The organism is Halobellus ruber, assembly GCF_014212355.1.
GTDB classification, from domain to species: Archaea; Halobacteriota; Halobacteria; order Halobacteriales; family Haloferacaceae; genus Haloquadratum; species Haloquadratum rubrum.
Window position 1 is genome coordinate 385,578 of record NZ_JACKXD010000001.1, and the last position, 25,625, is coordinate 411,202.

Here is a 25,625-nt window from a genome sequence, read left to right on the forward strand (position 1 = left end):
AAAATAATATCTCGCTTTGTGACTCTGTCCAAAGGAGTGTACTGGAGAGGACAATCCCTCTCGTAGTTCTATCCAGAAGTAAACTGGAAGCCACGCCAGAGTATATAAAAGCGGCCTATTTTGCGCGCTGGTATAAAATATCTGATAGTGAAATTGTATTGAATATGGTATGAATATGATCTCATCTATGGCCGTTTACGTTTCAGCACACACGGATAGAAGTGCCTCTTAGACACACTCTGAAGGCGTTGTAGAATTTTCTAAAATATTCCTTGCTCCTGCCTTCCGAGTCTATATCCAAATTATGACACCAAAGAAGTCACTGTGACGGGCAAGGCTTATTTACGAGGGTCGGTAAGAAACGGGTGCCTGTATGTACTCGGGCGTCTAACCGTCCGGGTTTTCGCAGGAAAATCCGCCGGGCCGCCAAGCACCACCCAGCCGGCCCGGAGGTCCCCAGACGCTGGGAGCAAGCCCCAACGTCTTGCGTAGACGTTGGTCCGGCTCCTACTTAAATCAACTGTCTGGGGTAGCGACAGCCACGCCGACAATGAGCGAAGCTACCTCACCGGACTCGAAATCCGGCACGACTCTAATGCGCCTCACGGACCTCAGCACCGCCGCTGAGGTCGAGGCGTTCATCGAGGAACAGCAAGACGATCTCGGCCTGGAGTGGTTCCGGGTCGGTGATCAGAACAACACCGGCACCATCGAGATGGGAGGCACCCCGGAGAAGGCGCTTATTGAGCGCCTGACAAATGTCACCGATGCCACCCTCGAGCGGAAGGCCCTCGAGCGGTACGGGGACACCGAGACCGCACGGGAAGCTCTCCCCGACAACCCCCGGGACGCGGCGTCGGAACTCTTCGGGCTGCCGGCCGGGGGCTACGAGGAAGTCGACAGCGACAGGCTTCGTGAGCTTGCCGAACGGGCTCGCGTCGTCCTCTCGGAAGCCAGCGACGAGGATCGGCTCACGATTGATCTCCACGATCAGGGGATCGGACAGCGGCCGGAGGACTTCACGGACACGTTCCTCTCGCTGCACGGTGACAACAAGAATTCAAAGCCCTACCTCATCGGTCGATTCGGGCAGGGCGGCAGCAACACCTTCCGGTTCGCCGATTATACGATCATCATCTCGCGGTCGTACACGGGCGGTCCCATCGGCTGGACGATCGTCCGCGAGAACAAAGAACACGAGATGGATGATGGCACGACCACGCGTGCGTACGAGTTCGCTGCGCGGCCGGACGGATCCATCCCGACTGTCTCCGCTGACGAGGCTGAGATACTGGCGGACGGAGGCTCCGTCATCCGACTCGTGGACTACTACGCCGACGGATTCACCGGCCGCGGCGATGATAAACTCAAGCGGTCGAACGTCTCGGGAGTGATGAAGCACCACCTCTTCGCCTCGGTCTACCCGTTCCGGGTGATCGACTCTCGGTATCAAGATGCCGAGACGACAGTAAAGGGTGGTCGACACCTCCTGAACGCATCGAAGTACGTGGACGAGGTCACGGATGTCGACGAACTCGACGGGGACCGAACACAGGGGACAATGGACGTGCCAACGAAATACGGCACGCTCGATACGCGGGTGGGTGGTCGACCCCAGCCAAAGCGGCCAGGACGATACCAAACGCGCCGTTGTGAATCGGTTCGTCGATCCAGCCAACCCCGTCGTGTTCACCCTCAGTGGGCAGGTTCACCACGAGGAGAATAAACGTCTCCTGAGTTCGGCTGACCTCGGCTTCATCAAGGATCGAGTCATCGTCGAGGTGAATTTCGACCAACTCGACGCAACGAAACGAGATCACGTGTTCTCAAGCACGCGCGACCGCGCGATGGAGGGTGAAGAGTACAAACACGTGCGCCAGGCGCTTGAGGATGCGCTCGATGCCGATCCCGAACTGAACGCGCTGGACGAGTACTACCATCAGAAGGCGCGCGAGGGCGGCGATTCCGCCGACCAGGCGAACGAGGATCTCGCGGACCTGATGAACACATTCGATATCGAATCCAACGATATCGCGGGGCTGGAAGTTCCCGGAGGGAATGCTGTCAAAACTGACGGCGGAGAGTCCGGATCGGGTGGCGACGGCGATGGCGGCGGACCGACCGACCCATACGTTCCCGATCCCGTCGATAACCTGAAACCGGAACCCACCTGGCTGGAGATCGCGAATCCCGCGGCCGAACGAGGCGGGCCCGTCACCGTTCGGCAGGGCGGGACGTTCCAGCTCCACCTCCGGCTCGATGCGGAGAACCACTTCGACGAGCGAGATGACGTCCAGTGGATGCCGATCTCGTCGGGCACTGCCGCTCACGCACTCAGTCGGCAGAACCGACGTCGGCTCAAAAACGGGCACACCTACGTGGTGTTCAGCGTCGACGAGTCTGTCTCCGTCGGATCTACGGGTAAGATCGAGATCCAGCTGGCCTGGAACGGCGGCAGTGATACGCTCACTGCGTCAACGGACGTCATCGTCGGCGAGCCCATCGAACAGGACAGCGCTGATAACGTCTCAAGTGGAGCAGTCTCTCCGGAGGTGATCCCCTACGAGGACAACACCGGCGACAACCCATTCAACTTCGGGGAGGAAAGTGTTGTTAGGTATATTCCCCGCGAGGACGACCGTGACCAGGTCTACGTGGCGCTGTTCAATGAAAAGATACAGCCCATCCTGGATAACGTCACGCGCAGCGAGAACGTCCTAAACCGATATACTCGGGAATATATGGCCCATCTGGCCTTCGAGGCAACGATGGAGCACTATCAGGAGGATGATAGCGAGATCGACGAGGAGGCCCGGAACCGCTACCACAACCGATCGGCGGTGACGCTAATGCAGGCCATCGCAAAGAACGTCGATCCGAGTACACTCGCCTAACGCTCGCCCTCTCACCGCGAGCGCAGCAGGATCGAGACACAATTCCCGCGGATTCTTTTGCCACCCGGTGGCGCGAGCGACCGTGGAACCACAGCAATCACAATAATCTGTAACTGAGTTACAACAGGCTCAGAGGTGGCTCAACCCATCGAAATCACGCGTTTTCGGCGAAAAATACGGCGAAAAACGACGGCTGTACGACTACTCGTACGAGAGAGTACGATTAATTACGCCCGCTGTATCAGCCTTGTGATTAGAACGACCGTGTGCTGGGCGTGAGCGGCACGGTCTCTCTTGTGTGCTGTTGTAACTCTGTTACAGCTCACCTCCGTCTACGTTGGACTCGTACAATTCCTCCCCGCGGTCCTGGAGCGCCGGTGGAAGATCGTCGAACCGGACCGTGACGGCCGTCTTCGAGCCCGTGTTCCGCTCGCCGCCACCTTTCCGATGGACGAATTCCTTTTCCTCGGCGAGCTCGGTCGCGATCTGGGATCCGTAGGGTCGAGAGATGTCGATGTGGTGGGTGGCTGCGAGTTCGTGGACATCGTCGCACGCGAACCCACCCTTGCCGGCTGTCGCCTGCCGGCTCCGCTGTTTGTCCTGGTACGCTTTGTAGATCAACTGGTCGATGAGCAGTCGTTTCACGCGGTCTTTCGTTGTCCCCGAGTTGTAGGTCGATAGTTCGAGTCGACCCTCGAAGGCGTTGAGCCTGGACTCGAACGTGTTAACCCGAGCGATCATATCCCGATAGATCTCACCGCGTTTCTCCGTCTGCTCTTGGAGGTCCTCGGCCAGTTCTTTGGCGTCATCGGCAGCCTCTCTGATTGCGGCCACGTCGTCGGCCGCTTCTCTAGCCTTGGTGGCGATATCGACTGCCGCTTGCGCGGCATCCTCGGCTTCCTCCGCGGCCGTTTCTGCCTGTGTCGCCGCGTGTTCGGTCGCGTTCTGTGACGCCTCGAGTTGCCCGACCCGGTCCTCCAACTCGAAGACGCGTTCCTGCAACTGGCTGTTCTCTTCCCGGAGGGTTTCGTTCTCCGCACGCAGCTCCCGAACCTCGGCGACCACTTCCGCGAGCGTGACTGATGTCTCGCTGTCCCTATCGGCATCCGAGTATCCCTGCGATGACATCAGACGATCACCTCAGCACGTCTGCTGGGCCGTTCACCGGGATTACACCGGGGTACGCTGTCCTGTCTCCCGGTTACGATAGCGTGTCCACTACGCTGGGAATGAAAACATATTGATAATTGCCCGGGGTGGGCTCCGAACCCACGATCTCCGCATGTCCCAGGTTCGAGGCTCGGCGGGCCCCGTGGGGAGCGGCGGAGGCTTCCAAGGCGAACCGCACCGAATCTCGGGAAACCCTATGAGTGCGGCGCTATGTCCAGCTAAGCCACCCGGGCTCGTCTCCCCGTAATCCGATGACGCTCTTAAACCTTCGCAAGTCCCGCGACGGCGCGGCGTCGGCGTCGCGCTCGGGGAGTCGTTCACCTGTCCTCGTTGACGCCGCCGACCCCGCGCTCGAGATACCAGTCGTACGCCGTCGGTGCCACGAGGAGCACGGCCGCAAGCGCCGCGGCAACGACGAGCCGTGGATCCGCAACGTCCGCCACAGCCCCGGCGGTGAGCGTCTCCGCGGAGACCCCGACGACGATCCCCGCGAGCACCCAGGGCACCTCCCCGATCGCGGTCCCGACGAGGAACGCCGGCAGCCGCACGCCGGCCACGCCCGCCGCGACCGACACCACGTCCGAGGGTGCGGGAACCAACCGGCTGGCGATCACGCTCCGGACCCCGCCGGCCCGGTCGACGAACGCCGCGCCCGCGGCCGCAACGTCGCCGTCGCCGCCGAGGCGTCGGGCGAGGAGGAACGGCGGCACGCTCGTGAGCGTCACCAGGGCGAGCGCGATCGGGAACCCCGCAACCCCGAGGCCGTACCCGAGCAGGATCGCCAATAGGGTCGTCGGCCACGCCAGGAGCGGCCGCACGACCGCGAACGCGACCGCCGCGGCGAGGAGCCGAACGGGGTCGGCGACCAGCCACGCCGCCCGCGAGAACACGGCCTCCGGGGACGTAAGGATCGCCCCCGCGAGAACGACCGCGAGCGCCGCCCCGGCGACGAGCCCCCGTCTGGTCCCGGAGAGTTCCATCGCCTCCGGGTCGCCGTCGGCACCACATAATAGTAGTGACCACGGGGCGGGCGGAATCCGGGTTGCGTCCCGGCGCAAGGTTTAGTCGCTCCGCCGGCGAGATACGACCGTGGCAGGCGACGACCCCGACGACCAACCGGACCTCTCGGCGTTCGCGTCCGATTCCGACAGCGACGCGGCCGCCGATTCCGACGCCGCAGGAGCCACGAAGGCCGGGAGCCACGACAGCGATGCCGAGGCTGACCGCGATGCCGACATCGACCGCGACGCCGACGCTGCCGACCGTCCCTCGCTCGCCGACCTCGGTCGGGACGAGCGGGTCGAACTCGGCGTCGACCTCCTCGCACACCTCGAACGCGAGTCGCTGTCGGTTTCCGAGGCCGTCGACCGGATCGAAACCATCACCACGAACCCCGCGCTGACGCGGGAGATCCTCGACACTGCGGAACTCCGCGGCGTCATCGAGCGCGAGGCGGGCCGGATCCGGACGCGACGCGGCGGAACGTTCGTCCGGTTCGAGACGGGGGTAATCCGCCGGGAGGGCAACTACGAGTGTCGGCGCTGCGGCGCCGGCCTCGGCACAGGCTTTTTTATCCAGTTCGAGGCGGGCGAACTCGGCCCGTTCGGCCCCGAGTGCGTGCGAAAAGTCCTGGGTCGGACGTAGCTCAGGTCGACGACGGACGCTCGGACTGTCTGTTACCGGGGCGCTCGACGTCCGCCTGTCGGCCGATCAGCGGCCGCGGCGCAGCTCCTCGATCAGTCGCTCGATCAGCTCACGTTGTGCAACGAGTTCCTCGTTCTGTCGTTCGACGACCTCCCGCAGCGCCGCGAGCTCCTCGAAGACCTGCTCGTCGGTCGCGGGGGCGGCCGCCTCGAACCCGGAGCCCTCGAACCCCTCGCCCGGTTGGTCGTCCCCCATCCTCTCGTCCGCCACCGCGCCAGTGCCAGGTCCGGGGCTCCCCGCGTCGCTGCCGTTTTGCGCCGGCGAGTCGGTGACTTCGGTCGACGGAGTCGGTTCGGTACCCGCCTCCGATCCACGTGCCCCCGCCTCGGATCGGGTGGATTCCGCGGCTGTCCCCGCGTCGGCGGATTCGGCCGTCCCCCGCGCGATGGTGTCGGCGTCCGGGTCTGTGGCCTCCGCCCGTGGGTCCGTTCGGTCCGCGACCGCCCCGCTGTCGGGGGACGATCCGGCCTCCGGGCCCCCGTCGTCGGGTGCCCGGGTGGCGTTCTCCGGGCGGTCCTCCGGCGCCGCGGGATCGGCGAACAGCGGGTCGGGGCCGTCACCGAAGGAGACGTCCTCCTCCTCGCCGGCCTCTGCACTCTCAGGATCCGATTCCTCGGGTGTGGTCGCGGCTCGCAGCCCCTCTATGGAGTCGACGTCCCAGTAGGACAGCAGCGTCGATTCCAGCGCCGATCGGACCGCGCGGGCGTCCTCGTTGGGCGTCTTGAACCGCTCCCGCTGGCCGTCGACTGTCAGGACCACGGACGTGTTCACGCTGCCGTCCTCGAACTCCAGGTCGGTCACGTCGCTGTAGTGGTACGACTCGAACTCCTGGTCCCAGAGTCCCGAGCCGATGTGCCTGACCACGCGCTCGCCCGCGACCACGACCGTCAGCTCCTTGAACCGGAAGAGCTGCGCGATCGATTCGTCGGCGTCGAGCACGCCGTTTTCCCGGAGTACGCCCCGGACGATCGGCTGGAGCGCGCGATCGAGTCGACTCGTCGGCAGCGAGATGGTCCGCTCGCCGTCGAGGCCGTAATCCAGAGTCACCTTCGCCTTGCGACGCCCCTCCGAGACCGTGATGCGTTCCGCCCCGTGGGAGAACTCCTCGACGGACTCGTCGGACAGCAGCCCCTCCGCCCGGTAGAGGAGCGTCCGCGTGGGCGTCACGTACAGTCCGTCCTCGCCCCCCAGGTCGACGTGGGCCACGACCCGCTCGTCGCCGAGGTCGGACCGGACGATCTCCGGTTGACTCATAGGTCGGTTCTCCGTCCGTTCGGTCATAAATCCGTGGGTCGTCCGTCCGCCCACGGGCCCCGATCCGGTGTGTTTTTATCTGCGGGTGTGCTCGTTTGAATCGGAAGCGCGTGGGTAAACGCCTGTGCCTCGGGCGCTTAGCTCAGCCTGGACAGAGTACTTGGCTTCGGACCAAGCTGTCGCGGGTTCAAATCCTGCAGCGCCCATTATGCGGCATACCGCTTAGGATACACAGGACAGCGCCGCCTTCCTTTTAAATGAGGTGGGTGTCCTGGCGATCAAGTTCGTTATGTTGCATCACGGGGGTCGCTCCCGTCTGGTGATTCACCAAGAGCTAAAACGGATTGTACTGTATTAGTCATTTGGTCGTTGCGCGCGAGCAGGCCCCTCTAATTAGGTGGGGTATCATAGAAGACTTGTCTCGGAGTTTATTTCACGGAACCACTATCTGAATCAGTCGTGAGAATCTGCGTGCGTACCGACCTTTTGCTGCGGTCGCCTTCGGCTCGCTGGTAAAAGCTGCATCAAAAGCCTGCGAGCCTCCCGTCGGTCGGCTCTTGGCCCGCTCGCTCACTGCGTTCGCTCGCGGTCGGTAGTTCACCTGTCTTGAGCAATCCGAGACGATCAGGAGATTGTATGTTAACCGTTCTATAGCACCCTGCCCCAAGGGAATTGGCTACCAACCATTGCCGTGCGGTGGATACTGCTCCACGGGCTCGCCCTTTGTTTACAACTTCTGGCTCTGTGCCGCTTGAGCGCTCCCCATCAATCTCCTTGACGATAGCGTAGAAGCGCCACTCGTCGCCGTAGTCGAACAGGTAGCAGATCCGGTCTCGTTCTTTCAGATCCAACTGACGGACCATCTGGCTGATCGTCGTCTCTCCAGCGTCGTACCCCCCGCCACCGCGCAACATCCCGCCGGAGGATTGTTCAATCTCGCCGGGCCGCTTGTACTGGACGTCGCTGTTCCAGTAGTCCTGGTCGGTGCCGAAAAACCACAGGTGGTCTTGATTCACCCCGACCGTACGATTCATACTGTCGGCTATAGTCACGTGAAGGATTTCGACACCCCGGGGTGTCGAAAATTTTCACGTAGTTATAGCCAACAGTATCAGCACCGTCTGGAACTCGTTGAGTGTGCGATCCGCGCCCACGACGATGTCCCGCCAGAGTGAGGTCGGATCGTACTCGTGCTTGACGCGGAACCGGTAGGCCGTCGTGCGTGTGGAGTCCTTCTCTACCGACGCCAGTGATGTTATCGTTCGAGCCAGTAGTGCCAGTCCGATACAGCCTGCTCAGTGGCACCATTAGCGTCAATCGGCTTAACTTGGCTCAATGGCACGCCGAACTCTCGGCCCTTCCACTCAGTGGTGACGAGAGGGACTCGAACCCGAAGGGGCCTGTTACCGCCAGCAGCGTCCCGAGCGCCGTTTTCGGCAACTTCCGGAAACGCCACGCCGTCGCTTATCGGGTTCTCACGTATCTTGGTGGGTATGCGCCATCGAAACCACGCCGGCTCCCCCGGCGAGGAGGCAACGACCGCAGGCCGTCCACCCCGGCCGGCGGACCGGAATCGGGAACTCGTCGAACGGGCAGATCCGTCCACGGAGGCCTCGTTGCTGCCATCGCTGGACGATGGGCTGGTGTTGCTCGAACTCGAACAGTCGCGGGGCGCGTCCGTGCTCCAATCACTCGTGTTGGACCATCTCCTCGTTCACGACGACGGACCCGCGTGGTGGATCGATGCGAACGGATACGCCACGAGCACCACGCTCGCGAAACTCGCTCCGAGCCGCCGGTTGCTCGACCGAATCCACGTCGCCCGCGGATTCGAGCCGTACCAGCATCTCGGGATCGACCCGTCCGAGACGCCGCAGGCCGGTCCGGACGACCCGGTCGGTACTGTGGTCGCCGTGTCCGGAGAGCGAACGAGTCGTTCAGCGAACCCACTCTAAGAGGCGGCGTGGGCCTCGATCGAGAACGTTCTCACCGCGATCCAGATCTGCGAAGCCCACGACCGCGGGGTTCCGGTCCCCCGGAACTCTTGGTGACACGAGTTCTTCAAGTCGGCGGGGCGACTCCACGACGCCGACCGTGGTGGATTCGTCTTCGCTCCCGAGGTGGGGCTCCGCGAGGACGTCCACGAACTGGACTTTTCGAGCCTGTATCCCAACATCATCCGTACCCCGGACGTGATCCGGTGCGACTGTCACCGTGATCGTGCGGACGTCCCGGGGCTCGGCTACGCCATCTGCGACGACCGAAGGTATCTCGTGGGCGTCTTGGAACCGATCATCGAAGACCGGGATCGGATCAAAGCGGAGATCCGACGGGAACAGGCGCGTGAACAGCCCGATCCGGAACGGCTGACGGAACTGAGGGACCGATCGGGGGCGTTGAAGTGGATTCCGGTCGCGTGTTTCGGGTATCAGGGGTTCAGCAACGCGACGTTCGGGCGCATCGAGTGCCACGAAGCGATCACCGCGTACGCCCGAGAGAGCCTGCTGAACGCGAAAGCCCGGCTCGAAGCGGGCGGTTGGCGGGTCCTCCACGGGGTCGTTGATTCGATCCGGGTGTCTCCGGACCCCGCTGTCGACGACGCCGACCGGGAACCGCTCGACGAACTGGCTGAACGGATCACGGCGGACGTTCGGATCCGCCTCGAACACGAAGCCCACTACGAGTGGGTGGCGTTCGTCCCGCAACGCGAGCGCGACGCCGGGGCGCTCACGAAGTACTTCGGGAAGGTCTCCGGAGCGGACGAGTTCAAGATCCGCGGCATCGAAGCCCGTCAGCGGTCCACGCCATCGTATATCGAGACCGTCCAACGGGACTGTATCGAGCGGCTCGGGGAGTCGAGATCGCCCGACGCGGTACTCGACAGACTCGAAGCGTACACGCAGACCACGCGGAACGTAGCGGCGCTCGAGCGGGCCCGTGACCGGGGACTGGACCTCCATCCGGGACAGGACGTCGAGTACGTCGTCGTCGACGACGACAGGACCTCCCGGGACAGGGTCGCCCTCGCTCACGAAGCACCCGAGGACTACGATCCGGAGTACTACGAAACACGGCTGGTCCGAGCGATCGAGAGCGCCCTCTCGCCGTTCGGCTGGGACCGCGACCGTCTCCGACGGGAGCTCGCGGATACCCGCACGGTGGCGCTCACGGCATTCGGGGAGTCTCCGTCGGGCGCCGCTGACCGATGAACCGCGACGTCCGTTTCCCCCGTGACGGCCGTCCCGCAGAAAGCCGACAGCGAAACCGACCACACTCCCTGCTGTCTCCGCCCGACAGAGGAAGCAGTCAGATGTGGTCCGCTCACCGGATCCTCGGGTCCCCGATATCCCGTCGCGACGACAGTCCCGCCGGTCCGGATCCGAACGTTTCTCGTATACGACAGAAATAATTTAACATAATATAAATTAAGAGAACTTGGCAACTGCCCAGAAATGCTATACGGAGACAGATAGAGTAAATGTCGGGAGCGTGGAGAACGACAACGAAAAAACCATAACAACAAAATTAATATAATATACTAAACTTACCGGCCTGGACGGTGCCACCTTCTTACGGGGTGAACCGACGTATCGATCTGTGCGCCACGGTCGCGACCGATGGCTACGCTCCGCTCGCCCGCCCCTCGGGGACCCCCGAACCGCCGCTCCCGGCGTACCGTACCTTTATTTAAACGCTGCCGGTTGGTGGTAGCGTGTCACCCGAAATAACGCGGATCGAGAGCAGAGAGTTCACCTACGAGTTGTCCGACGTAGGGACCGATCACCACGGGTTCAACCTGGTGTACGCTCCCGGCGAGACGACGACGCGGAAACTGTTCGGGGTGCAGATCTTCACCGACGTCGGGATCACCGGCGAGTACGTCGGCGGCAACTCCCCGGGTGCCGCACAGATCAACACTTTCGCGGACTACCTCGTCGGGAAGGACCCCTTGGCGAGGGAGAAACACTGGTCGGAGATCAAACGCGCACTCCGGAAGTACGACCGGATGGGGATGGGTCCCGTCGACATCGCGCTGTGGGACTTCGCGGGCAAGTACTACGACGCGCCGATACACGAACTCCTGGGCACCTACCGCCGCCGGCTCCCCGCGTACGCGTCGACGTACCACGGCGACGACGCCGGCGGTTTGGACTCCCCCGAGGCGTTCGCCGCGTTCGCCGAGACGTGCCGGGACCTCGGGTACGACGGGTTCAAGATCCACGGGTGGGGTGGCGACGACAGCGCCCGGGACCTGGACCGCGAGATCGAGGCAGTGCACGCCGTCGGCGACGCCGTCGGGGCGGAGATGGACCTGATGCACGACCCGGCGTGTGAACTGGAGACGTTCGCCGACGCCCTGACGCTGGGCCGCGCTCTCGACGAGGAGAACTTTTTCTGGTACGAGGATCCCTACCGGGACGCCGGGACCTCCCAACACGCCCACCGGAAGCTCGGAAAGCACCTCGAGACGCCGCTGCTGCAGACGGAGCACGTCCGCGGCCTGGAGATGAAACACGACTTCGTGGCGAGCGAGGCGACGGACTTCGTCAGGGCCGACCCCGAGTACGACGCCGGGATCACGGGCGCGATGAAGGTCGCACGGATGGCGGAGGGCTTCGGGCTCGACGTCGAGTTTCACGCGCCGGGGCCCGCCCAGCGGCACTGCATCGCCGCGACGCGGAACTCCAACTACTACGAGATGGCGCTCGTCCACCCGGACTGTGGGAACACGACCCCGCCGATCTACGCCGGCGACTACGACGACCAACTCGACAGCGTCGACGACGAGGGGACGGTCCCGGTCCCGGACGGCCCCGGCCTCGGGGTCGACTACGACTGGGCGTACATCGAGGCCAATCAGACCGGGAGCGTCCACGTCTACGAGTAGCGGCGGTCCCCGCCGACGCCCGGCACGTGACTGGTCTTCCGGCTCCCCCCGCGAATGGAAAAGACTGAGTGGGACGCCGCCGACGTGTTGCCGTATGCCACCCACCCGGAACTACATCGACGGCGAGTGGACGGACTCGGAGTCCGGCGACACGTTCGAGACGGTCGACCCGGCGGCGCCCGACGACGTCGTTGCGACGTACCAGGAGTCGACTGCGGCCGACGCCCGCGCCGCCGTGACGGCCGCAGCCGACGCGGCGGCCGAGTGGGCGTCGACTCCGGCACCCGATCGTGGGGCGATCCTGAAGGCCGCCGGCGACGTGCTCGCAGACCGGAAGGCGGAGTTGACGGCGCAGCTCACCCGCGAGGAGGGCAAAACCCACGCCGAGGCCGGCGGAGAGGTCCAGCGCGCGATCGACATCTTCCACTACTACGCACAGAAGACCCGCGACCTCGGCGGGACGGTGAAGTCGTCGTCCGGGGGCCGGACGAACCTCTACACCCGCGAGGAGCCCGTGGGCGTGGCGGCGCTGATCACGCCGTGGAACTACCCGATCGCGATTCCGGCCTGGAAGATCGCGCCCGCCTTGGCCGCCGGGAACACGGCCGCGATCAAGCCGGCCAGCCTCGCCCCGGGCCCGGCGGTCTCGATCGTCGACGCGCTCGACGACGCCGGGGTCCCGGAGGGCGTCGTCAACCTCGTGACCGGGCCGGGCAGCACCGTCGGCAACGCCTTGATCGGTCACGACCGCGTCGACGCCGTCTCGTTTACCGGCAGCAGCGCCGTGGGCGGGACCGTCTACGACCTCGCGACCGACGACGGCAAGCGCGTCCAGACCGAAATGGGCGGCAAGAACCCGACCATCGTCACCGAGTCGGCCGACGTCGAGGCGGCCGCCGACATCGTCGCTGCGGGCGCGTTCGGCGTGACGGGGCAGGCGTGTACCGCCGGCTCCCGCGCGATCGTCTACGAGGAGGTGTACGACGAGTTCGTCGACGCGATCGTCGACCGGGCGCAAGCGATCGACGTCGGTCCCGGCGACGAGTACGGGATGGGCCCGCAGGTCAGCGCGGACGAACTCCAGAGCACGCTCGAGTACATCGACGTCGGGGTCGAGGAGGGAGCGAGGCTCGCGGTCGGCGGCGAGGCGCTCGACGGCGGCCGGTTCGGCGACGGGTACTTCGTCGCGCCGACGGTCTTCGGTGACGTCGCCCCGGACCACCGGATCGCCCGCGAGGAGATCTTCGGGCCCGTCCTCGCCGTGCTCGAAGTCGGAGGGTTCGACGAGGCCATCCAGGTCGCAAACGACGTCGACTACGGGCTGTCGGCCAGCATCCTCACCCGGAACCACACCGAGGCAAACCGGTTCGTCGAAGAGATCGAAGCCGGGGTCGCGAAGATCAACGAGAAGACGACCGGGCTCGAACTCCACGTCCCGTTCGGCGGGTTCAAGGGGTCCTCCTCGGAGACGTGGCGCGAGCAGGGCGATGCGGGCCTGGAGTTCTACACCATCGAGAAGACGGTCTACGAGAACTTCTGACCGGCCTACAGGAACGCGAACGCCCGGACCGACGATCCGCTGGTGTCCTGGAAGTTCAGCGGCGGATAGAGGAAGTACGCCCGGCGGGTCGCGGCGTCGCCGCGCACCGCGTCCAGGTTTCGGAGCTCCTCGATCGGGATGATGTCGTTTTCGAGCAGCGGGAGGTGGGAGTCGGCGGGATGGACGTCCGTGCTCGGGCCGTGGCCGGGCACCTCGTCGTACCACCCGCCGACGCTCGGGGTGTCGATCCCGACCGCTTTCGCCTCGAGGTCGGCGAGATACTCCGAGGCGTCGCCCGACAGATGCGGGAACTCGAACATCCACTCGTCGGTGGTCCCGTAGTACTGGTCCCACCCCGTGTTGAGCATCACCACGTCGCCGGCGTCGATCTCGTCTTCGTACTGGGCGAGGTCGTCAACGCCGATCGCGGCCGAGTTCCCGACGTCGGTCAGATCGACGACGACGCCCTCACCCATAAACTTCGAGACGGGGAACTCGTCGAGCGTGCGCCCTTCCGGGATGAAGTGCCGCGGCGAATCCACGTGGGTCGCGGTGTGGGTCCGCATCGTTACCTTCTCCATCGTGAAGCCGTCCCGCGCAGCCAGGGACTCGTGTTTCAGGTCGACCGGCGGGAACGACGGCCACACCGGAATGCCGTTGTCGATCGGGTTGGTCAGGTCGATGATCTCGTCTGGTGCGTCGAACATACGGCTTGCCCTGCTCACGGAATCCTCTTAGTTTTTCACCCTGGCTGGGGACCGCCGGGGCGATCGACGCGTCGGTCGCGGCCCCTCAGAGGTCCCGTAACCCGAAGGCGTCCAGCGTCGCCTGCTCCGTTTCGACGAACTCCGAGGACTCGTACTCCCGTCTGAGCTCCGAGAGCCGTTCGTAGCCCGACGCCTGTTCCTCGGTCCACTCGTCGGCGAACTCCCCGGAGTCGATCGCCTCGAGGCGGTCGCGCATGAACTCCCGGATCGGCTCGCGGTCGAACGCCTCAAGCCCGAGCAGTTGGCCGTACTGGCTCGTCTGTGAGTGGAGGTCCATCTGGGAGACGAGCCCCTGGGTGGCGCACTTCTCGAAGATGTGGGCCATCTCCCGGGAGAGGTACGATTCCAGCAGCGTCACCGCCGGCGGGATCCCCGCCTCCGACTCCACCTCGAACCGGGCCAAAAGCGCCGAGGCGAAGACCGGAAACAGCCCCTGTTCGCTCAGCAGGTCCGTGCGGGTCTCGGTGTCGAACTCCGTCTCGACGACCCCGGAGCGGGTCGCCCCGATGGCGTGTGCGACCGCGAGGGCCCGTTCGTGTGCCGCCCCCGAGGCGTCCTGGTCGACCGCGAAAAGCGCCGGCGCGCCCCGCCCGTCCTCGTAGAGTTCGCGGACGACCGCGCCGATCATCCGCGGTGCCACGAGCACCACGTCGACGTCGTCGGCGAGGTCGATGCGGTCGTACGTGACGTTGTACCCCGACGCGAAGACGAGCGTGTCGCCCGCGTCGAGGTTGGGGCCGACCTCGCGTTCGTAGACCTCGGGCTGTACCTCGTCGGGGATCAACAGGAGCACCACGTCCCCCCGGGCTGTCGCCTCGGCGATCGAATACACCTCGAACCCGTCGTCGGCGGCCTGGTCGCGGTCGTCGTCACCCCGGTTTCCCACGACGACATCGACGCCCGAGTCCCGCATATTTCGGGCCTGTGCGCGTCCCTGGTTGCCGTAGCCGACGACGGCGACCGTGCGCCCCTCGAGGGGCTCTATGGTGGCGTCGCTCTCGTGATATATCGGTGTCTCTATAACGTCAGGCGCGGCCATAGCGAGGATGACGGCGCAGGTTACTTAACATTCGGGGGCGACCGGCGAGTGTCGTTCCCGCCGCCATCACCCCGAGTCACCCGTCGCTCCCGCGACGTGTAAAGAACTAACACACTCTGCTCGGTGTACCGTAGTATGGCCGAGCCAACCGCGTTGCTCGTCGGCGAGTCCTGGCAGACGATCTCGTTTCACGTGAAGGGGTTCGACCTGTTCTCCAGTGCGGAGTACACGGAGGCGGGTGACTACCTCGAAGCGGCCCTGGAGACGGACGGCATCGACACGACCTACCAGCCCTGTCACGTCGCGGCCGCGGAGTTCCCGGAGTCGAGGGAAGCGCTTGCGGCGTACGACGTCGTGATCCTCAGCGACATCGGCTACAACACGCTGGCGATCCCGCCGGAGACGTTCAGCGACGGAACCCGCCGACCGAACCGGCTCCGACTGCTGGAGGCGTACGTTCGCGACGGCGGCGGGCTCCTGATGGTCGGCGGCTACCTATCCTTCCAAGGCATCAACGGACGCGCGAACTACGCCGGAACCGCCGTCGAAGAGGCCCTCCCGGTCACGATGCAGCGGGGCGACGACCGGGTCGAGCGCCCCGACGGCGCGTACCCGCAGGTGGTCGCTCCCGACCATCCGGCCGTCTCGGCGGTCGACGACGACTGGCCGGACGTCCTCGGCTACAACCGCTTTAGGACCGACGGCGACGCGGACGAACTCGTCTCCGTCGACGGGGACCCGCTGTTGGCGGTCGGCACCCACGGCGACGGGCGGTCGGCGGCGTTCGCGAGCGACTGTGCCCCACACTGGGGCCCGATGGAGTTCGTCGAGTGGGGCGGCTACCCGCGGTTGTGGGCGGACCTCGTCCGGTGGCTGGCCGGCGACCGCTGACGGTCGGCGGCTGCTGCCGTGCGACTGGACGGCCGATCGCATCATACTGTTGGCTATAATTACGTGAAGATCTTCGACACCTCGGGGTGTCGAAATCCGTCACGGGACTATAACCGACGGTATCAGACGGCGGTGACCGGGTTCCGCAGCGTGCCGATCCCCTCGATGTCGACGACGACGGTGTCGCCCGGCTGCAGCGAGAACTCGTCGTCGGGCACGATCGACGTGCCGGTGAGAAGCACCGTCACCTCCGGCACCGCGTTGTGTCGGGTGAGATAGGAGACCAGTTCCTCGCAGCTCCGGACCATCCCCGCCGTCGTGGTCCGTCCCTCGAACGCCGCCGTTTCGTTGCGGTAGACGGTGAGCGACATCTCGAGGTCGTGGGGGTCGTCGATGTCGGTCGCGACGCACGGCCCCAGCGAACAGCACCGATCGTAGATCTTGGCCTGCGGGAGGTACAGCGGATTGGCGCCCTCGATCGAGCGGCTGGAGACGTCGTTGCCGACCGTGTACCCGACGATCTCGCCCCTGTAGAGGACGACCCCCAGCTCCGGTTCGGGGACGTTCCACTCGGAGTCTTCGCGGACGCCGATCGCCGCCCCGGGGCCGACGGTCCGCCCCGGCGTCGATTTGAGGAACAGTTCCGGTCGGTCGGCGTCGTAGACGTCGACGTAGATCTCCGGCATCCCGCTTTCGGCGGTTCGGGCCTCCTCGCTGATCCGGTAGGTGACGCCCGCGGCCCACACCTCCTCGGCGACGAGTGGGACCGCGGGGTCGTCGTCGACTGTGGAAACCGGAAACGCCTCGGCCTCCTCGAGCAGCGGCTCCGCGACCCGATCGGGCGTCCGGTCGGTCACGTCCGCGGCCTCGGCCAGCGCCCCGAACGAATCCACCCCCGGCTTCGCGGACGTCAGGTCGTACGCCGTCCCGTCGGCCGTGGCGAGCAGCCGCGGTTCCCCGTTCTGTCGTCGCCGGTAATACCGCATAGCGTTCGTGACCGGGAGATGCAACAAAAAACTTGTTGTGACCTCGACCCGTCGCGCCCGTGGTGAGCCAGCCCGGGAGTGAGGCGTCACCGAGGTGGCGCCGCCCGATCCACCCGGTTGCGCCCCCGGCGGACGAAAACGTTAGATACGGTTCCCGCGAACTGCTCTCTATGTTAATCGCTCCCTCGATCCGCCCCGGATCGACGGCCGAAACCGCCCCGGTGGGCAATCGGCGGGGTGGACGGACCGGACCGCCGGACGGCCCGACGATCGGAGGCCGCCGGTAGGATGCCGGCGCTCGGCATCGTCGCCGACGACCTCACCGGGGCGATGGACACCGCGGGCGAGGTCGCCACGCGCGGCTACGACACGGCCGTGGTCGCCGTTCCCGACGCGTCGCCGCCCGAGGCGACGGTGGTCGCAGTCAACACCGACAGCCGGTACTGTCCGCCCGCGGAGGCGGCCGCTGCGGTCCGGCGCGGCGTCGATGCCCTCGGCGCGCCGACCGTCTACAAGAAGATCGACTCGACGCTCCGGGGGAACGTCGGCACCGAGGTACTCGCAGCGCTGCGGGCCACGGCAGCCGACCTCGCCGTGGTCGCGCCCGCCTTCCCCGCCATCGGCCGTCGGACGTGGAATGGCGTCCACCGCGTCGACGGGACGCCCGTCGCCGAAACGGAGTTCGGTACCGACCGGAACGGACCGTCCACCTCGCCCGTTGCCGACCTCTTCGGGGCGGGGGACCTCCCGGTCGAACGCGTCGACGGGGCTGCTGTCACGGACGGCGCGGATCGCGTCGCGGACCGCTTGGCCGCCACCGTCGAGCGGCACGACCGCCCGCCGATCGTCGTGTGTGACGCCCGGACCGACGCGCATCTCGAGGCGATCGCCGCCGCCGGAGCCCGGTTCGACGCCCTGTTCGTCGGCAGCGGCGGGCTCGCCGGCCACCTTCGCATGGATGCCCGCGTCGACGCCGCTCCGGCACCTCCGGAGTCCGAACCGGGAACGCCGCTCGGCGTCGCCGGGAGCGTCAGCGCAACGACGCTCGAACAGCTCGCCCGCGTCCCCGAGGCGCACCTGTTCCGGCTCGACCCGATCGGCCTGCTCGACGGCACACCCCGGGCGGCGGCCGACGTCGCCGCCCGGCTGGACCGCGGCGTGCCGACCGTCGTCACCGCCGCCACCGACCGCTCCACCGTCGAGGACACCCTCGCCGCAGGTCGCGACCGCGGCCTGTCGGACGCGGAGATCGGCGATCGGGTCGCCGCGGAGCTGGCTGCGGTCGCGGGCGAGGCCTGCCGGCTCACGCGTCCCGCCGGGCTCTTTCTCACCGGCGGGGACGTCGCCGTGGCCGGACTCCGCGCGCTCGACGCCACGACGGTCTCGCTGACGGGGACGACGGTCGACGCCGGGATTCCCGTCGGGCGGGTGACCGACGGCGAGGTCCCCGGGTTGCCGCTGATAACGAAGGCCGGCGGGGTCGGCGATCGAACGAGCATCATTAACTGCCTCGACGCGCTTGGGGGGTACGATGAGTAGTTCTCAGCCGACCATTGGCGTAACGATGGGTGATCCTGCGGGCATCGGCCCGGAGGTGATCGTGAAGGCGTACCGCCGGCTCCTCGATCTCGGCCGGCCGATCGTCGTCGGCGACGCCGACGTGCTCGCGGCGGCGACGACGGTGTGTGACTCGGACCTTTCGATCCGGCGCGTCGAGGCCGTGGCCGACGCGACGTTCGACCACGACGCGATCCCGGTCCTCGATCTCGACAACGTCGGGACGCTGGCCCGCGGCGAAGTCCGCGAGGAGTACGGGGCCGCCAGCTTGGGGTACGTCGAGCGGGCGATCGAACTGGCACAGGCCGGCGAGATCGACGGGCTCACGACCGCCCCGATCAACAAACAGGCGACGAAGCTGGCCGGCAGTACCCACGCGGGTCACACGGGGATGCTCGCCGACCGGACCGACACCGACGAGTACGCGATGATGCTCATCGAGTCGGACCTTCGCGTGACACACGTCAGCACGCACGTTCCGCTCCGGGAGGCCTGCGAGTTGGTCACGACCGAGAGCGTTCACAGCACCATCCGCCTGACCGCCGAGGCGCTCTCGAATCTGGGGATCGACCGCCCGACCGTGGGCGTCGCGGGGCTGAACCCCCACGCGAGCGACGGTGGCTTGTTGGGCGACGCGGAGGCGACCGAGATCGAACCGGCCGTCGAGCGCGCCCGGGGCGAGGGGATCGACGCGGTCGGCCCCGAGTCCCCGGACACGGTGTACGTCCGCGCGGCACGGGGGGAGTTCGACTGCGTGGTTTCGATGTACCACGACCAGGGGCACATCCCGATCAAGATGCTCGGGTTCAGCAGCGGCGAGGCCGTCTCCGGCGTCAACGTGACGATCGGACTGCCGATCGTCCGCACCAGCGTCGACCACGGGACGGCGTTCGACATCGCGGGCACCGGAGTCGCCTCCGAACGGAGCCTGCTCGACGCGTTCGGCGTCGCGGTCGACATGGCTCGGGCGCGAACTGCCGAATAACCGTTCCGTTCTATGATGAAGAACTCCACTTCCGGCGGATTCCAGTCCCGCAGATCGGATCGACATCGTCGCTCCGACGCTGTGCTCGGGCCAGCGGCCGCCCCGGATACACCGAACGGGGTTCGGCCGGGATAATCGGCCTCCGTCTCCCGAGCGTCGATCGCCCGGCGTTTCGTCGCTCGCGTCCATCCATCCCTGCCGACGGAGGGTTCCGGGTGGAGTAACAGGGGTACATCTGTTATTGGCACGTCGAGCTCCGCAACCCTGCCTGTCGTGTCACGCCGGGAAACGGACGTGACCCGTTCTCTCTGAAAGAACCGGATTCAGGTGTGGACGCTGTTCAGTTCGATCACGTTCGCCGCGCTGACGACCTTGTCCGGGACCGTCCGCCCCAGCCTGTCGCCTTTGAGCCGACTCGTCGGCGCGGAGACGCTGATAGCCCCCAGCACCTCCCCGCCCTGTCTGATCGGCGCCGAGACGCAGCGGAGCCCTTCCAACCGCTCCTCGTCGTCGATGGCGTACCCCCGCTCGCGGATCGCCGCCAACTCCTCTCTGAGTTCCTCGGGATCCGTGATCGAGTGTGGCGTCAGCGCCGGCAGCGGCCGATCCGCGATGATCCGGTCGACCCGGTCGTCGTCCATAAACGCCAGCATCGACTTGCCGAGGGCGGTAGTGTTCATCGCCGCCCGCTCGCCCGCGTGGATGTCCAGGTGGACGGATTGCGAGCCCCGGGACCGGTAGAGGTAGACGCAGTGGCCGTGTTCCTCGACCGCGATGTTGACGAGTTCGCCGGTCTCCTCCGCCAGCGCGTCGACCTCGGGCTTTCCCATCCTGTACAGCGTCATCTTGTTCCGCCGGTAGCCGCCCATTTCGAGGAACCGAAGCCCCAGGGAGTAGCCCTGCTCACCCTTGATGACGTAATCGTGCTCCTCGAGCGTGCTCAGGTGGTTGTGGATCACGCTCTTGGAGGTGTCGAGCCGCTCGGCCAGCTCGGTCACGCCCGCCCAATCGAGCTGTTTGAGTGCCTGAATGATCTCGAGCGTCCGGGCGGTGGCTTTCACCGGGTGTTTGGCTTCTTCCCCCATACCACCGACATTCGGAGTGGGACGTATAACTCTTTCTTCGATGTAGAACGGTCATTCGATTCTGGAATCGGACCTTCGACCACCGAAAGCGTGGAAATCAGCTTCTCGGGCCCGGTTCGGCGTGTTTGGCATCATAGAATCTCGTATGGTGTCCGTTAAAAAGCCACGCGATGCGCCCTCGCCATACGCCAGAGAGAGTACCTGGTCGCCGCGGGCCCGGTGCGGCCCGTCAGTTGAGGCGTTCCGCGTCCTCTGCGACGCCGTCGAACAGGTGGAGGTTGGTGTGGTCGAACGCGAGGTATCCCTCCATCCCCTCGGTCAGCGTCCCGGAGTTGACCTCGGCCGTGACGTCGTGGCCCTCCGGGGTGGTACACCGGACGATGTCCTCGGTTCCGATCTTTTCGACGACGTTGACGGTCGCCGGGACTGACAGTCCACTCTCCGGCTCGGTCTCGGCCCACGTGAGCCGCTGTGGCCGGATGCAGACCGCGAGCCGCGTTCCGGTCGCCGCACGCAGCGGCGCAGCCGCCTCGCCCGACAGCTCGAAGGTCCGTTCGCCGGAATCGAGGACGGCCGTGTCGCCCTCCCACGAGAGGTCACAGTCGAACCGGTTGATCTGCGGCGACCCGATGAACATCGCCACGAAGAGCGTCTGCGGACGGCTGAACACCTCGTCGGGGTCGCCGAACTGGACGACGTTCCCGTTGTTCATCACCACGAGGTCGTCGCCCATCGTCATCGCCTCCTCCTGGTCGTGGGTGACGTGGATCATCGTTACCCCGAACTCCTGCTGGAGCTGGACCACGTCGGCACGGAGCTGGCGTTTGAGCAGTTCGTCGAGGTCGCTGAACGGCTCGTCCATCAGGAACACCTCCGGCCGACGGACGAGGGCGCGGGCCAAGGCGACGCGCTGCTGTTGACCGCCCGAGAGGTCGGTGATCTTCTTGTCGATGAAGTCGGCGCAGTTCGTGACCTCCGCGGCCTCCTGAACCGCCTCCTCGATCTCGGCGTCGCTGTACCCCTTCTCCGCGCGAAGCGGGAAGGCGACGTTCTCCTTCCCGGTCATGTGCGGGTACAGCGCGAGGTCCTGGAACACCATCGAGATGTCCCGTTCCTGCGGCGGGCGGTCGGTGATGTCGACGCCGTCGAAGGAGATGCTCCCCTCGGTCGGGGTCTCGAGCCCCGCAACCGAGCGCAGGGTCGTCGTCTTCCCGCACCCCGACGGGCCGACGAGGACGGTGAGGTTTCCGTCCTCGATGTCCAACGAGATGTCGTTCGTCGCGACGATCGAGCCGTATCGCTTCGTCAGATTGTCTATTTCTACTTTCGCCATTGTTAGATGTCGGTCATACCCAGGGTCATCCCTTCGATGATGTTGTCCCGGAACGCGATGAGGATCAGCGTCGGCGGCGTCGCCACCAACGTCGCCATCGCCATAATGTTGTTCCACTGGATCTGGTTCGATTCGATGAGCGTCGGGATGATGGTTGTGTACGTCGAAGTGTTGTTCCCGGTGATGATCCACGCGAAGAGGAACTCGTTCCACGCAAAGACCCACGCGAGCATCATCGTCGCCACCAGTCCCGGCCGGACCAGCGGGAAGACCACCTTCCGGAACGTCTGGAATCTGGAGTAGCCGTCGACGAACGCCGCCTCCTCGAACGACGCCGGGATCTTGTCGAAGAAATCCCGCATCAGCCACGTCGTCAGCGGGAGGTTGAACGTCAGGTACAGCAGTATCAGTCCGATCAGCGTGTCCTGGAGCCCGAGCCGACCGTAAATGAAGAAGATCGGTAGCACCACCGCGACCGGCGGGAACATCCGTGTCGAGAGCAGCCAGAACGACACGTGACCCCCCGGATCGACCCAGCTGAACCGCGAGAACGCATACCCCGCCAGCGACCCCAGGATCACCGAGAGGATCGTCGTCCCGGAAGCGATGATCAGGCTGTTGAGGATGGCGTCGATCGCTCGGGAGTTCGAGAGCACCCACACGAACGCGTCGAGCTGGAACCCCTTCGGGTACAGCGTCGGCGGGAACGTCCCGATCTGACCCAGCGGCTTGAACGCCGTGTTGAGCGTCCAATAAATGGGGAACCCCACGAACAGCGTGTACACGACGAGGAGCCCTCGTCCCGCCCACTTGAACCCGTTCGCTTTGGCGGTGCTCATGCCGATCCCTCCGTGTTCATAAACCGCCAGAACAGCAACATCGTGACGATCGACCCCAACCCAATGACCCACGTCAGCGCCGCCGCCCGGCCGATGTTGAACGAACTGAACCCGACGATGTACGTGTAGAACGTCGGTAGTTCGGTCTGTGTCCCCGGACCGCCGCGGGTCATAATGAACAGCTTATCGAAGAACTTGTACGCGTCCATAAACCGAAGGATGAACGCGATCGCGATGAGCGTCCGCAACTGCGGGAGCGTGATGCGCCGGAACTGCATCCACCGGGAGGCGCCGTTGACGCGGGCGGCCTCGTACATCGACTCGGGGATGCTCGCACGGCCGCCGTAGATGATCAAAAGCGGGAGCCCGACCCACTGCCAGGTGTCGGCGATCATCAGCGACGTCAGCCCCAGCCACCGCGACTGGAGCCACGGCAGCCCCCCGCTTCCGAACATCCCGAGGATCCCGTTGACCGCGCCGCCGCCCGGCAGAAAGAGGAGCTGCCAGATGCGCCCCGCGACGAGCGGCGCGATCATCATCGGTACGGCGAACAGCGTGAGCAACCCGATCCGGACGCTCCGGCGTTCGACGTAGTTGTACAGCGCAAGCGCCAGCGCCGTCCCGAGCAGCACCTGGATGGTGACGCCGACACCGCCGTAGAACACGAAGTTGGCCACGGAGTTCCAGAACCGGCCGTCGTTGAACAGCCAGACGAAGTTCTCGACCCCGGTGAACGTCGGTTCCTGGTAGGTGATCGACGCGGGCGTCCATCGGTTGAAACTCAGCCACAGCGACCACAACATCGGGCCGATGGTGACCAGAAACACCGTCACCAGGGCCGGCCCGACCAACAGCAACGGGGTGAGCTTCTCACGCCGAATCGGGATCCGTACCGCGATACGTTCTTGCAGCGAGTCTCGTATCGTGCTCATATGAATTAGCGCGTTTGCTACCAATACCCACGTCGGATAAGAAGTTTGCGCCGCGGAATCAGCTTCAGACGTAATCGAGGTCGCGGGCCGTCTCGAGGAATTTCATATACTGCTCGCGCTGTGATTCACGCCCGAGCGTCTCGACCGTCTCCCGCCACTTCTCCGCGGCGTTATCGAGGGCCTCCTGCGGCGACTCCTCGCCGGTGAGGGCCCGCTGGATGTGGATCGACAGGTCGTTGGTGTACTGGGTCGCCCCCGGCCACTGCGGCTGTGGGAACCCGTTCTCCATGTTCGTCTGTCCGGCTCGGATGTGCTGCAGGGCCTGTTCCTGGGCGCTGATCCCGCCGACGTAGTCGGTGTCGGGCGAGAAGATCGGCGGGTTCTCCGGGAACCCCTCGCCGGTCCCCCGAAGCGGGTTGGACTGGGTGTAGAACTGCGCGGCCTCCTCGTCGTAGTGGGCCTCGTTCGACGGGTCCAGTCCGGTGAACGGATCGGCGACTGCCTGGGTCAGCACGGGGTCGCGGGCCAACCGGAGGATCGCGTAGAAGGCGGCGTCCTTCCGCTCCTGTGGGAGGCTCGCGGGGATGGAGTACAGCCGGTTGTACAGCATCATCGCGTTCCGCCGGATGCTGCCGTCGTCCTGCTCCCATCCGGGGATCGCCGCCGACCGCTGGTCGCCGACGACCGGGAAGTCCCCGCGGGCGGTGAACTCCGTGAGGTCGATCCACCACACCGACATCACGACGTTGCCCTGCTGCCACTGGTTGACGGTCTCGGCGATGCCGAACTGCGCCGACCCCTCGGGGGCGTAGTCGATCGTCTCGACCATGTTCTCCAGGGCTTCGACGGCCGGATCGGAGTTGATCTGCGGCTCCATCTCCTCGTCGAAGTAGATGACGCCCTTCGAGGCCGCACGGTCCATCCACCACCCGAAATTGAACGGCCGGGCGCCGTACACCTGCGTGCCGTACACGCCGTCCTCGGTGTTCTCGGTGAAGTACTCCGCAACCTGGTTGAACTCGGGCCAGGTCTGCGGCACCCGGAGCTCCTGGCCGTACTCCTCCTGATACTGTTCCTGGTGGGTCTCGTCTTGGAAGTACGACGGCCGGTAGAACAGGTTGTGGATGTCGCCGTCAATGGGTAGCGCGACGGTGTCGCCGTCGAACTCCATATAGAACCGCCTGTAGGGCTCGATGATGCTGTCGAGGTACTCCTCGACGCCCTCGTACTGTGCCAGGTAGTCGTCAAGGGGCTCGAAGATGTCCCGGGCCTGGAAGTCACCCAGGTACAGCGGGATATTCAACACGATGTCGTAGGGGACCTCGCCGCCGCCGATGAGGTCCGAATTCAGCGACGAGTAGTAGTTGCCCGCCGGCAAGGTTTGCCCGTCGTTGAACGTCAGGTTGGTCTCCTCCTCGATCAGCGGGCCGAACATCGCGTACAGCGGCCCCGCCGAGTTGTCGGTCGTCCACCTGAGTTCGATCTCCTCGAACGTCTCGGGATCCTCGATGGGGAACGGGCGCGTCTCCATATCGCCGCCGCCGCCGTCGCCGCCGCCACCGCCGTCGCCGTCGCCGCCGCCACCGCCGTCGCCGCCGCCACCGCCACCGCCGTCGCCGGTGTTACACCCGGCGAGCCCGGCCATCCCGGCGCCCAACCCGCCGCCGAAGTATTTCATCAACTGGCGGCGGTTCATCCCGAACGGTAACTCCGCCTCAGGGGTTTTGCCATCAAAGTCTGGCATAGACTGGTAGTGCGGAG

At 65.4% G+C, this 25,625-nt stretch carries 20 protein-coding genes, 2 tRNA genes and 2 pseudogenes; 10 read left to right on the forward strand and 14 right to left on the reverse strand.

The genetic code is table 11. The features are described from left to right. Positions 1–1,604 precede the first annotated feature (1,604 nt). The gene (locus H5V44_RS01990) at positions 1,605–2,894 is read left to right on the forward strand and encodes a hypothetical protein (protein WP_185191460.1); all 1,290 of its coding nucleotides are present in this window, start codon (positions 1,605–1,607) and stop codon (positions 2,892–2,894) included. A 315-nt stretch (positions 2,895–3,209) separates the two neighbouring features. On the opposite strand, the gene H5V44_RS01995 is transcribed toward H5V44_RS01990, so the two are convergent. From H5V44_RS01995 to H5V44_RS02005, 3 genes are all read right to left on the reverse strand, one after another. Continuing rightward, on the reverse strand, positions 3,210–4,022 hold the full coding sequence (locus tag H5V44_RS01995; RefSeq protein WP_185191461.1) for a hypothetical protein: 813 nt from the start codon (positions 4,020–4,022) through the stop codon (positions 3,210–3,212). Between the two features lie 120 nt (positions 4,023–4,142). Then, a tRNA-Met gene (locus tag H5V44_RS02000) sits at positions 4,143–4,297 on the reverse strand. A gap of 84 nt (positions 4,298–4,381) precedes the next feature. Further along, positions 4,382–5,044, reverse strand: a complete 663-nt coding sequence (locus H5V44_RS02005) for a VTT domain-containing protein (protein ID WP_185191462.1) — start codon at positions 5,042–5,044, stop codon at positions 4,382–4,384. 256 nt (positions 5,045–5,300) lie between these two features. Here H5V44_RS02005 and H5V44_RS02010 point away from each other — a divergent pair, with 256 nt between their 5' ends. Further along, complete coding sequence (locus tag H5V44_RS02010; protein ID WP_185192003.1) at positions 5,301–5,708, forward strand: DUF5830 family protein; 408 nt, start codon at positions 5,301–5,303, stop codon at positions 5,706–5,708. A gap of 66 nt (positions 5,709–5,774) precedes the next feature. Here the strand turns inward: H5V44_RS02010 and H5V44_RS02015 are convergent, their stop codons facing one another. Further along, complete coding sequence (locus tag H5V44_RS02015; protein WP_185191463.1) at positions 5,775–7,022, reverse strand: DUF7115 domain-containing protein; 1,248 nt, start codon at positions 7,020–7,022, stop codon at positions 5,775–5,777. A 131-nt stretch (positions 7,023–7,153) separates the two neighbouring features. Here H5V44_RS02015 and H5V44_RS02020 point away from each other — a divergent pair. Continuing rightward, a tRNA-Arg gene (locus H5V44_RS02020) sits at positions 7,154–7,228 on the forward strand. Between the two features lie 318 nt (positions 7,229–7,546). Here the strand turns inward: H5V44_RS02020 and H5V44_RS02025 are convergent. Both H5V44_RS02025 and H5V44_RS17930 read right to left on the reverse strand, forming a co-directional pair. Next, positions 7,547–8,074: a hypothetical protein gene (locus H5V44_RS02025; protein ID WP_185191464.1), complete on the reverse strand. Its 528-nt coding sequence runs from the start codon at positions 8,072–8,074 to the stop codon at positions 7,547–7,549. Between the two features lie 203 nt (positions 8,075–8,277). Continuing rightward, a complete protein-coding gene (locus H5V44_RS17930) occupies positions 8,278–8,628 on the reverse strand; it encodes a calcium-binding protein (RefSeq protein WP_185191465.1) in 351 nt (116 codons plus the stop codon). Here H5V44_RS17930 and H5V44_RS17225 point away from each other — a divergent pair. From H5V44_RS17225 to xacF, 4 genes and pseudogenes are all read left to right on the forward strand, one after another. Then, positions 8,516–8,875: pseudogene (locus tag H5V44_RS17225) on the forward strand (hypothetical protein); the annotation flags it as partial. The gene H5V44_RS17930 and the pseudogene H5V44_RS17225 overlap by 113 nt on opposite strands. Positions 8,876–8,977: 102 nt before the next feature. Continuing rightward, positions 8,978–10,231, forward strand: a pseudogene (locus H5V44_RS02035) (type B DNA-directed DNA polymerase); the annotation flags it as partial. A 503-nt stretch (positions 10,232–10,734) separates the two neighbouring features. Beyond that, positions 10,735–11,910, forward strand: a complete 1,176-nt coding sequence (locus H5V44_RS02040) for an enolase C-terminal domain-like protein (protein ID WP_185191466.1) — start codon at positions 10,735–10,737, stop codon at positions 11,908–11,910. Positions 11,911–12,004: 94 nt separating this feature from the next. Further along, positions 12,005–13,450, forward strand: a complete 1,446-nt coding sequence (gene xacF / locus H5V44_RS02045) for a 2,5-dioxovalerate dehydrogenase (RefSeq protein WP_185191467.1) — start codon at positions 12,005–12,007, stop codon at positions 13,448–13,450. A gap of 5 nt (positions 13,451–13,455) precedes the next feature. On the opposite strand, the gene H5V44_RS02050 is transcribed toward xacF, so the two are convergent. Next, positions 13,456–14,157 (reverse strand): cyclase family protein, encoded by a 702-nt coding sequence (locus H5V44_RS02050; RefSeq protein ID WP_185191468.1) that lies wholly within the window; start codon positions 14,155–14,157, stop codon positions 13,456–13,458. Between the two features lie 85 nt (positions 14,158–14,242). Continuing rightward, entirely contained in the window at positions 14,243–15,256 is a 1,014-nt protein-coding gene (gene ilvC / locus H5V44_RS02055) for a ketol-acid reductoisomerase (protein WP_185191469.1), read from the reverse strand. A 135-nt stretch (positions 15,257–15,391) separates the two neighbouring features. On the opposite strand from ilvC, the gene H5V44_RS02060 reads away from it, so the two are divergent. Next, on the forward strand, positions 15,392–16,147 hold the full coding sequence (locus H5V44_RS02060; RefSeq protein WP_185191470.1) for a glutamine amidotransferase: 756 nt from the start codon (positions 15,392–15,394) through the stop codon (positions 16,145–16,147). A 122-nt stretch (positions 16,148–16,269) separates the two neighbouring features. On the opposite strand, the gene H5V44_RS02065 is transcribed toward H5V44_RS02060, so the two are convergent. Further along, a complete protein-coding gene (locus H5V44_RS02065; protein WP_185191471.1) occupies positions 16,270–17,133 on the reverse strand; it encodes a fumarylacetoacetate hydrolase family protein in 864 nt (287 codons plus the stop codon). 288 nt (positions 17,134–17,421) lie between these two features. Here H5V44_RS02065 and H5V44_RS02070 point away from each other — a divergent pair, with 288 nt between their 5' ends. Further along, the gene (locus tag H5V44_RS02070) at positions 17,422–18,672 is read left to right on the forward strand and encodes a four-carbon acid sugar kinase family protein (RefSeq protein ID WP_185191472.1); all 1,251 of its coding nucleotides are present in this window, start codon (positions 17,422–17,424) and stop codon (positions 18,670–18,672) included. Between the two features lie 25 nt (positions 18,673–18,697). Continuing rightward, the gene (gene pdxA / locus H5V44_RS02075; RefSeq protein WP_221625524.1) at positions 18,698–19,675 is read left to right on the forward strand and encodes a 4-hydroxythreonine-4-phosphate dehydrogenase PdxA; all 978 of its coding nucleotides are present in this window, start codon (positions 18,698–18,700) and stop codon (positions 19,673–19,675) included. 323 nt (positions 19,676–19,998) lie between these two features. Here the strand turns inward: pdxA and H5V44_RS02080 are convergent, their stop codons facing one another. The 5 genes from H5V44_RS02080 to H5V44_RS02100 form a co-directional block, all read right to left on the reverse strand. Then, positions 19,999–20,760, reverse strand: coding sequence for an IclR family transcriptional regulator (locus H5V44_RS02080; protein WP_185191474.1), 762 nt, complete (start codon positions 20,758–20,760; stop codon positions 19,999–20,001). 229 nt (positions 20,761–20,989) lie between these two features. Further along, on the reverse strand, positions 20,990–22,093 hold the full coding sequence (locus tag H5V44_RS02085; RefSeq protein ID WP_185191475.1) for an ABC transporter ATP-binding protein: 1,104 nt from the start codon (positions 22,091–22,093) through the stop codon (positions 20,990–20,992). A gap of 2 nt (positions 22,094–22,095) precedes the next feature. Next, entirely contained in the window at positions 22,096–22,932 is an 837-nt protein-coding gene (locus H5V44_RS02090; protein WP_185191476.1) for a carbohydrate ABC transporter permease, read from the reverse strand. After that, complete coding sequence (locus tag H5V44_RS02095; protein WP_185191477.1) at positions 22,929–23,864, reverse strand: carbohydrate ABC transporter permease; 936 nt, start codon at positions 23,862–23,864, stop codon at positions 22,929–22,931. The genes H5V44_RS02090 and H5V44_RS02095 overlap by 4 nt, the downstream gene beginning before the upstream one ends. A gap of 64 nt (positions 23,865–23,928) precedes the next feature. Beyond that, positions 23,929–25,608 (reverse strand): ABC transporter substrate-binding protein, encoded by a 1,680-nt coding sequence (locus H5V44_RS02100; RefSeq protein ID WP_185191478.1) that lies wholly within the window; start codon positions 25,606–25,608, stop codon positions 23,929–23,931. Positions 25,609–25,625 lie beyond the last annotated feature (17 nt).

Coding starts and splice junctions, on each gene's coding strand:
- H5V44_RS02065 (WP_185191471.1), bottom strand. CDS start 17,133: ATGCGGTATTACCGGCGACGACAGAACGGGGAACCGCGGCTGCTCGCC.
- H5V44_RS02100 (WP_185191478.1), bottom strand. CDS start 25,608: ATGCCAGACTTTGATGGCAAAACCCCTGAGGCGGAGTTACCGTTCGGG.
- H5V44_RS02050 (WP_185191468.1), bottom strand. CDS start 14,157: ATGTTCGACGCACCAGACGAGATCATCGACCTGACCAACCCGATCGAC.
- H5V44_RS02005 (WP_185191462.1), bottom strand. CDS start 5,044: ATGGAACTCTCCGGGACCAGACGGGGGCTCGTCGCCGGGGCGGCGCTC.
- H5V44_RS02095 (WP_185191477.1), bottom strand. CDS start 23,864: ATGAGCACGATACGAGACTCGCTGCAAGAACGTATCGCGGTACGGATC.
- H5V44_RS02070 (WP_185191472.1), top strand. CDS start 17,422: ATGCCGGCGCTCGGCATCGTCGCCGACGACCTCACCGGGGCGATGGAC.
- H5V44_RS01995 (WP_185191461.1), bottom strand. CDS start 4,022: ATGTCATCGCAGGGATACTCGGATGCCGATAGGGACAGCGAGACATCA.
- H5V44_RS02085 (WP_185191475.1), bottom strand. CDS start 22,093: ATGGCGAAAGTAGAAATAGACAATCTGACGAAGCGATACGGCTCGATC.
- ilvC (WP_185191469.1), bottom strand. CDS start 15,256: ATGGCCGCGCCTGACGTTATAGAGACACCGATATATCACGAGAGCGAC.
- H5V44_RS02015 (WP_185191463.1), bottom strand. CDS start 7,022: ATGAGTCAACCGGAGATCGTCCGGTCCGACCTCGGCGACGAGCGGGTC.
- H5V44_RS02090 (WP_185191476.1), bottom strand. CDS start 22,932: ATGAGCACCGCCAAAGCGAACGGGTTCAAGTGGGCGGGACGAGGGCTC.
- H5V44_RS02060 (WP_185191470.1), top strand. CDS start 15,392: ATGGCCGAGCCAACCGCGTTGCTCGTCGGCGAGTCCTGGCAGACGATC.
- H5V44_RS02080 (WP_185191474.1), bottom strand. CDS start 20,760: ATGGGGGAAGAAGCCAAACACCCGGTGAAAGCCACCGCCCGGACGCTC.
- pdxA (WP_221625524.1), top strand. CDS start 18,698: ATGGGTGATCCTGCGGGCATCGGCCCGGAGGTGATCGTGAAGGCGTAC.
- xacF (WP_185191467.1), top strand. CDS start 12,005: ATGCCACCCACCCGGAACTACATCGACGGCGAGTGGACGGACTCGGAG.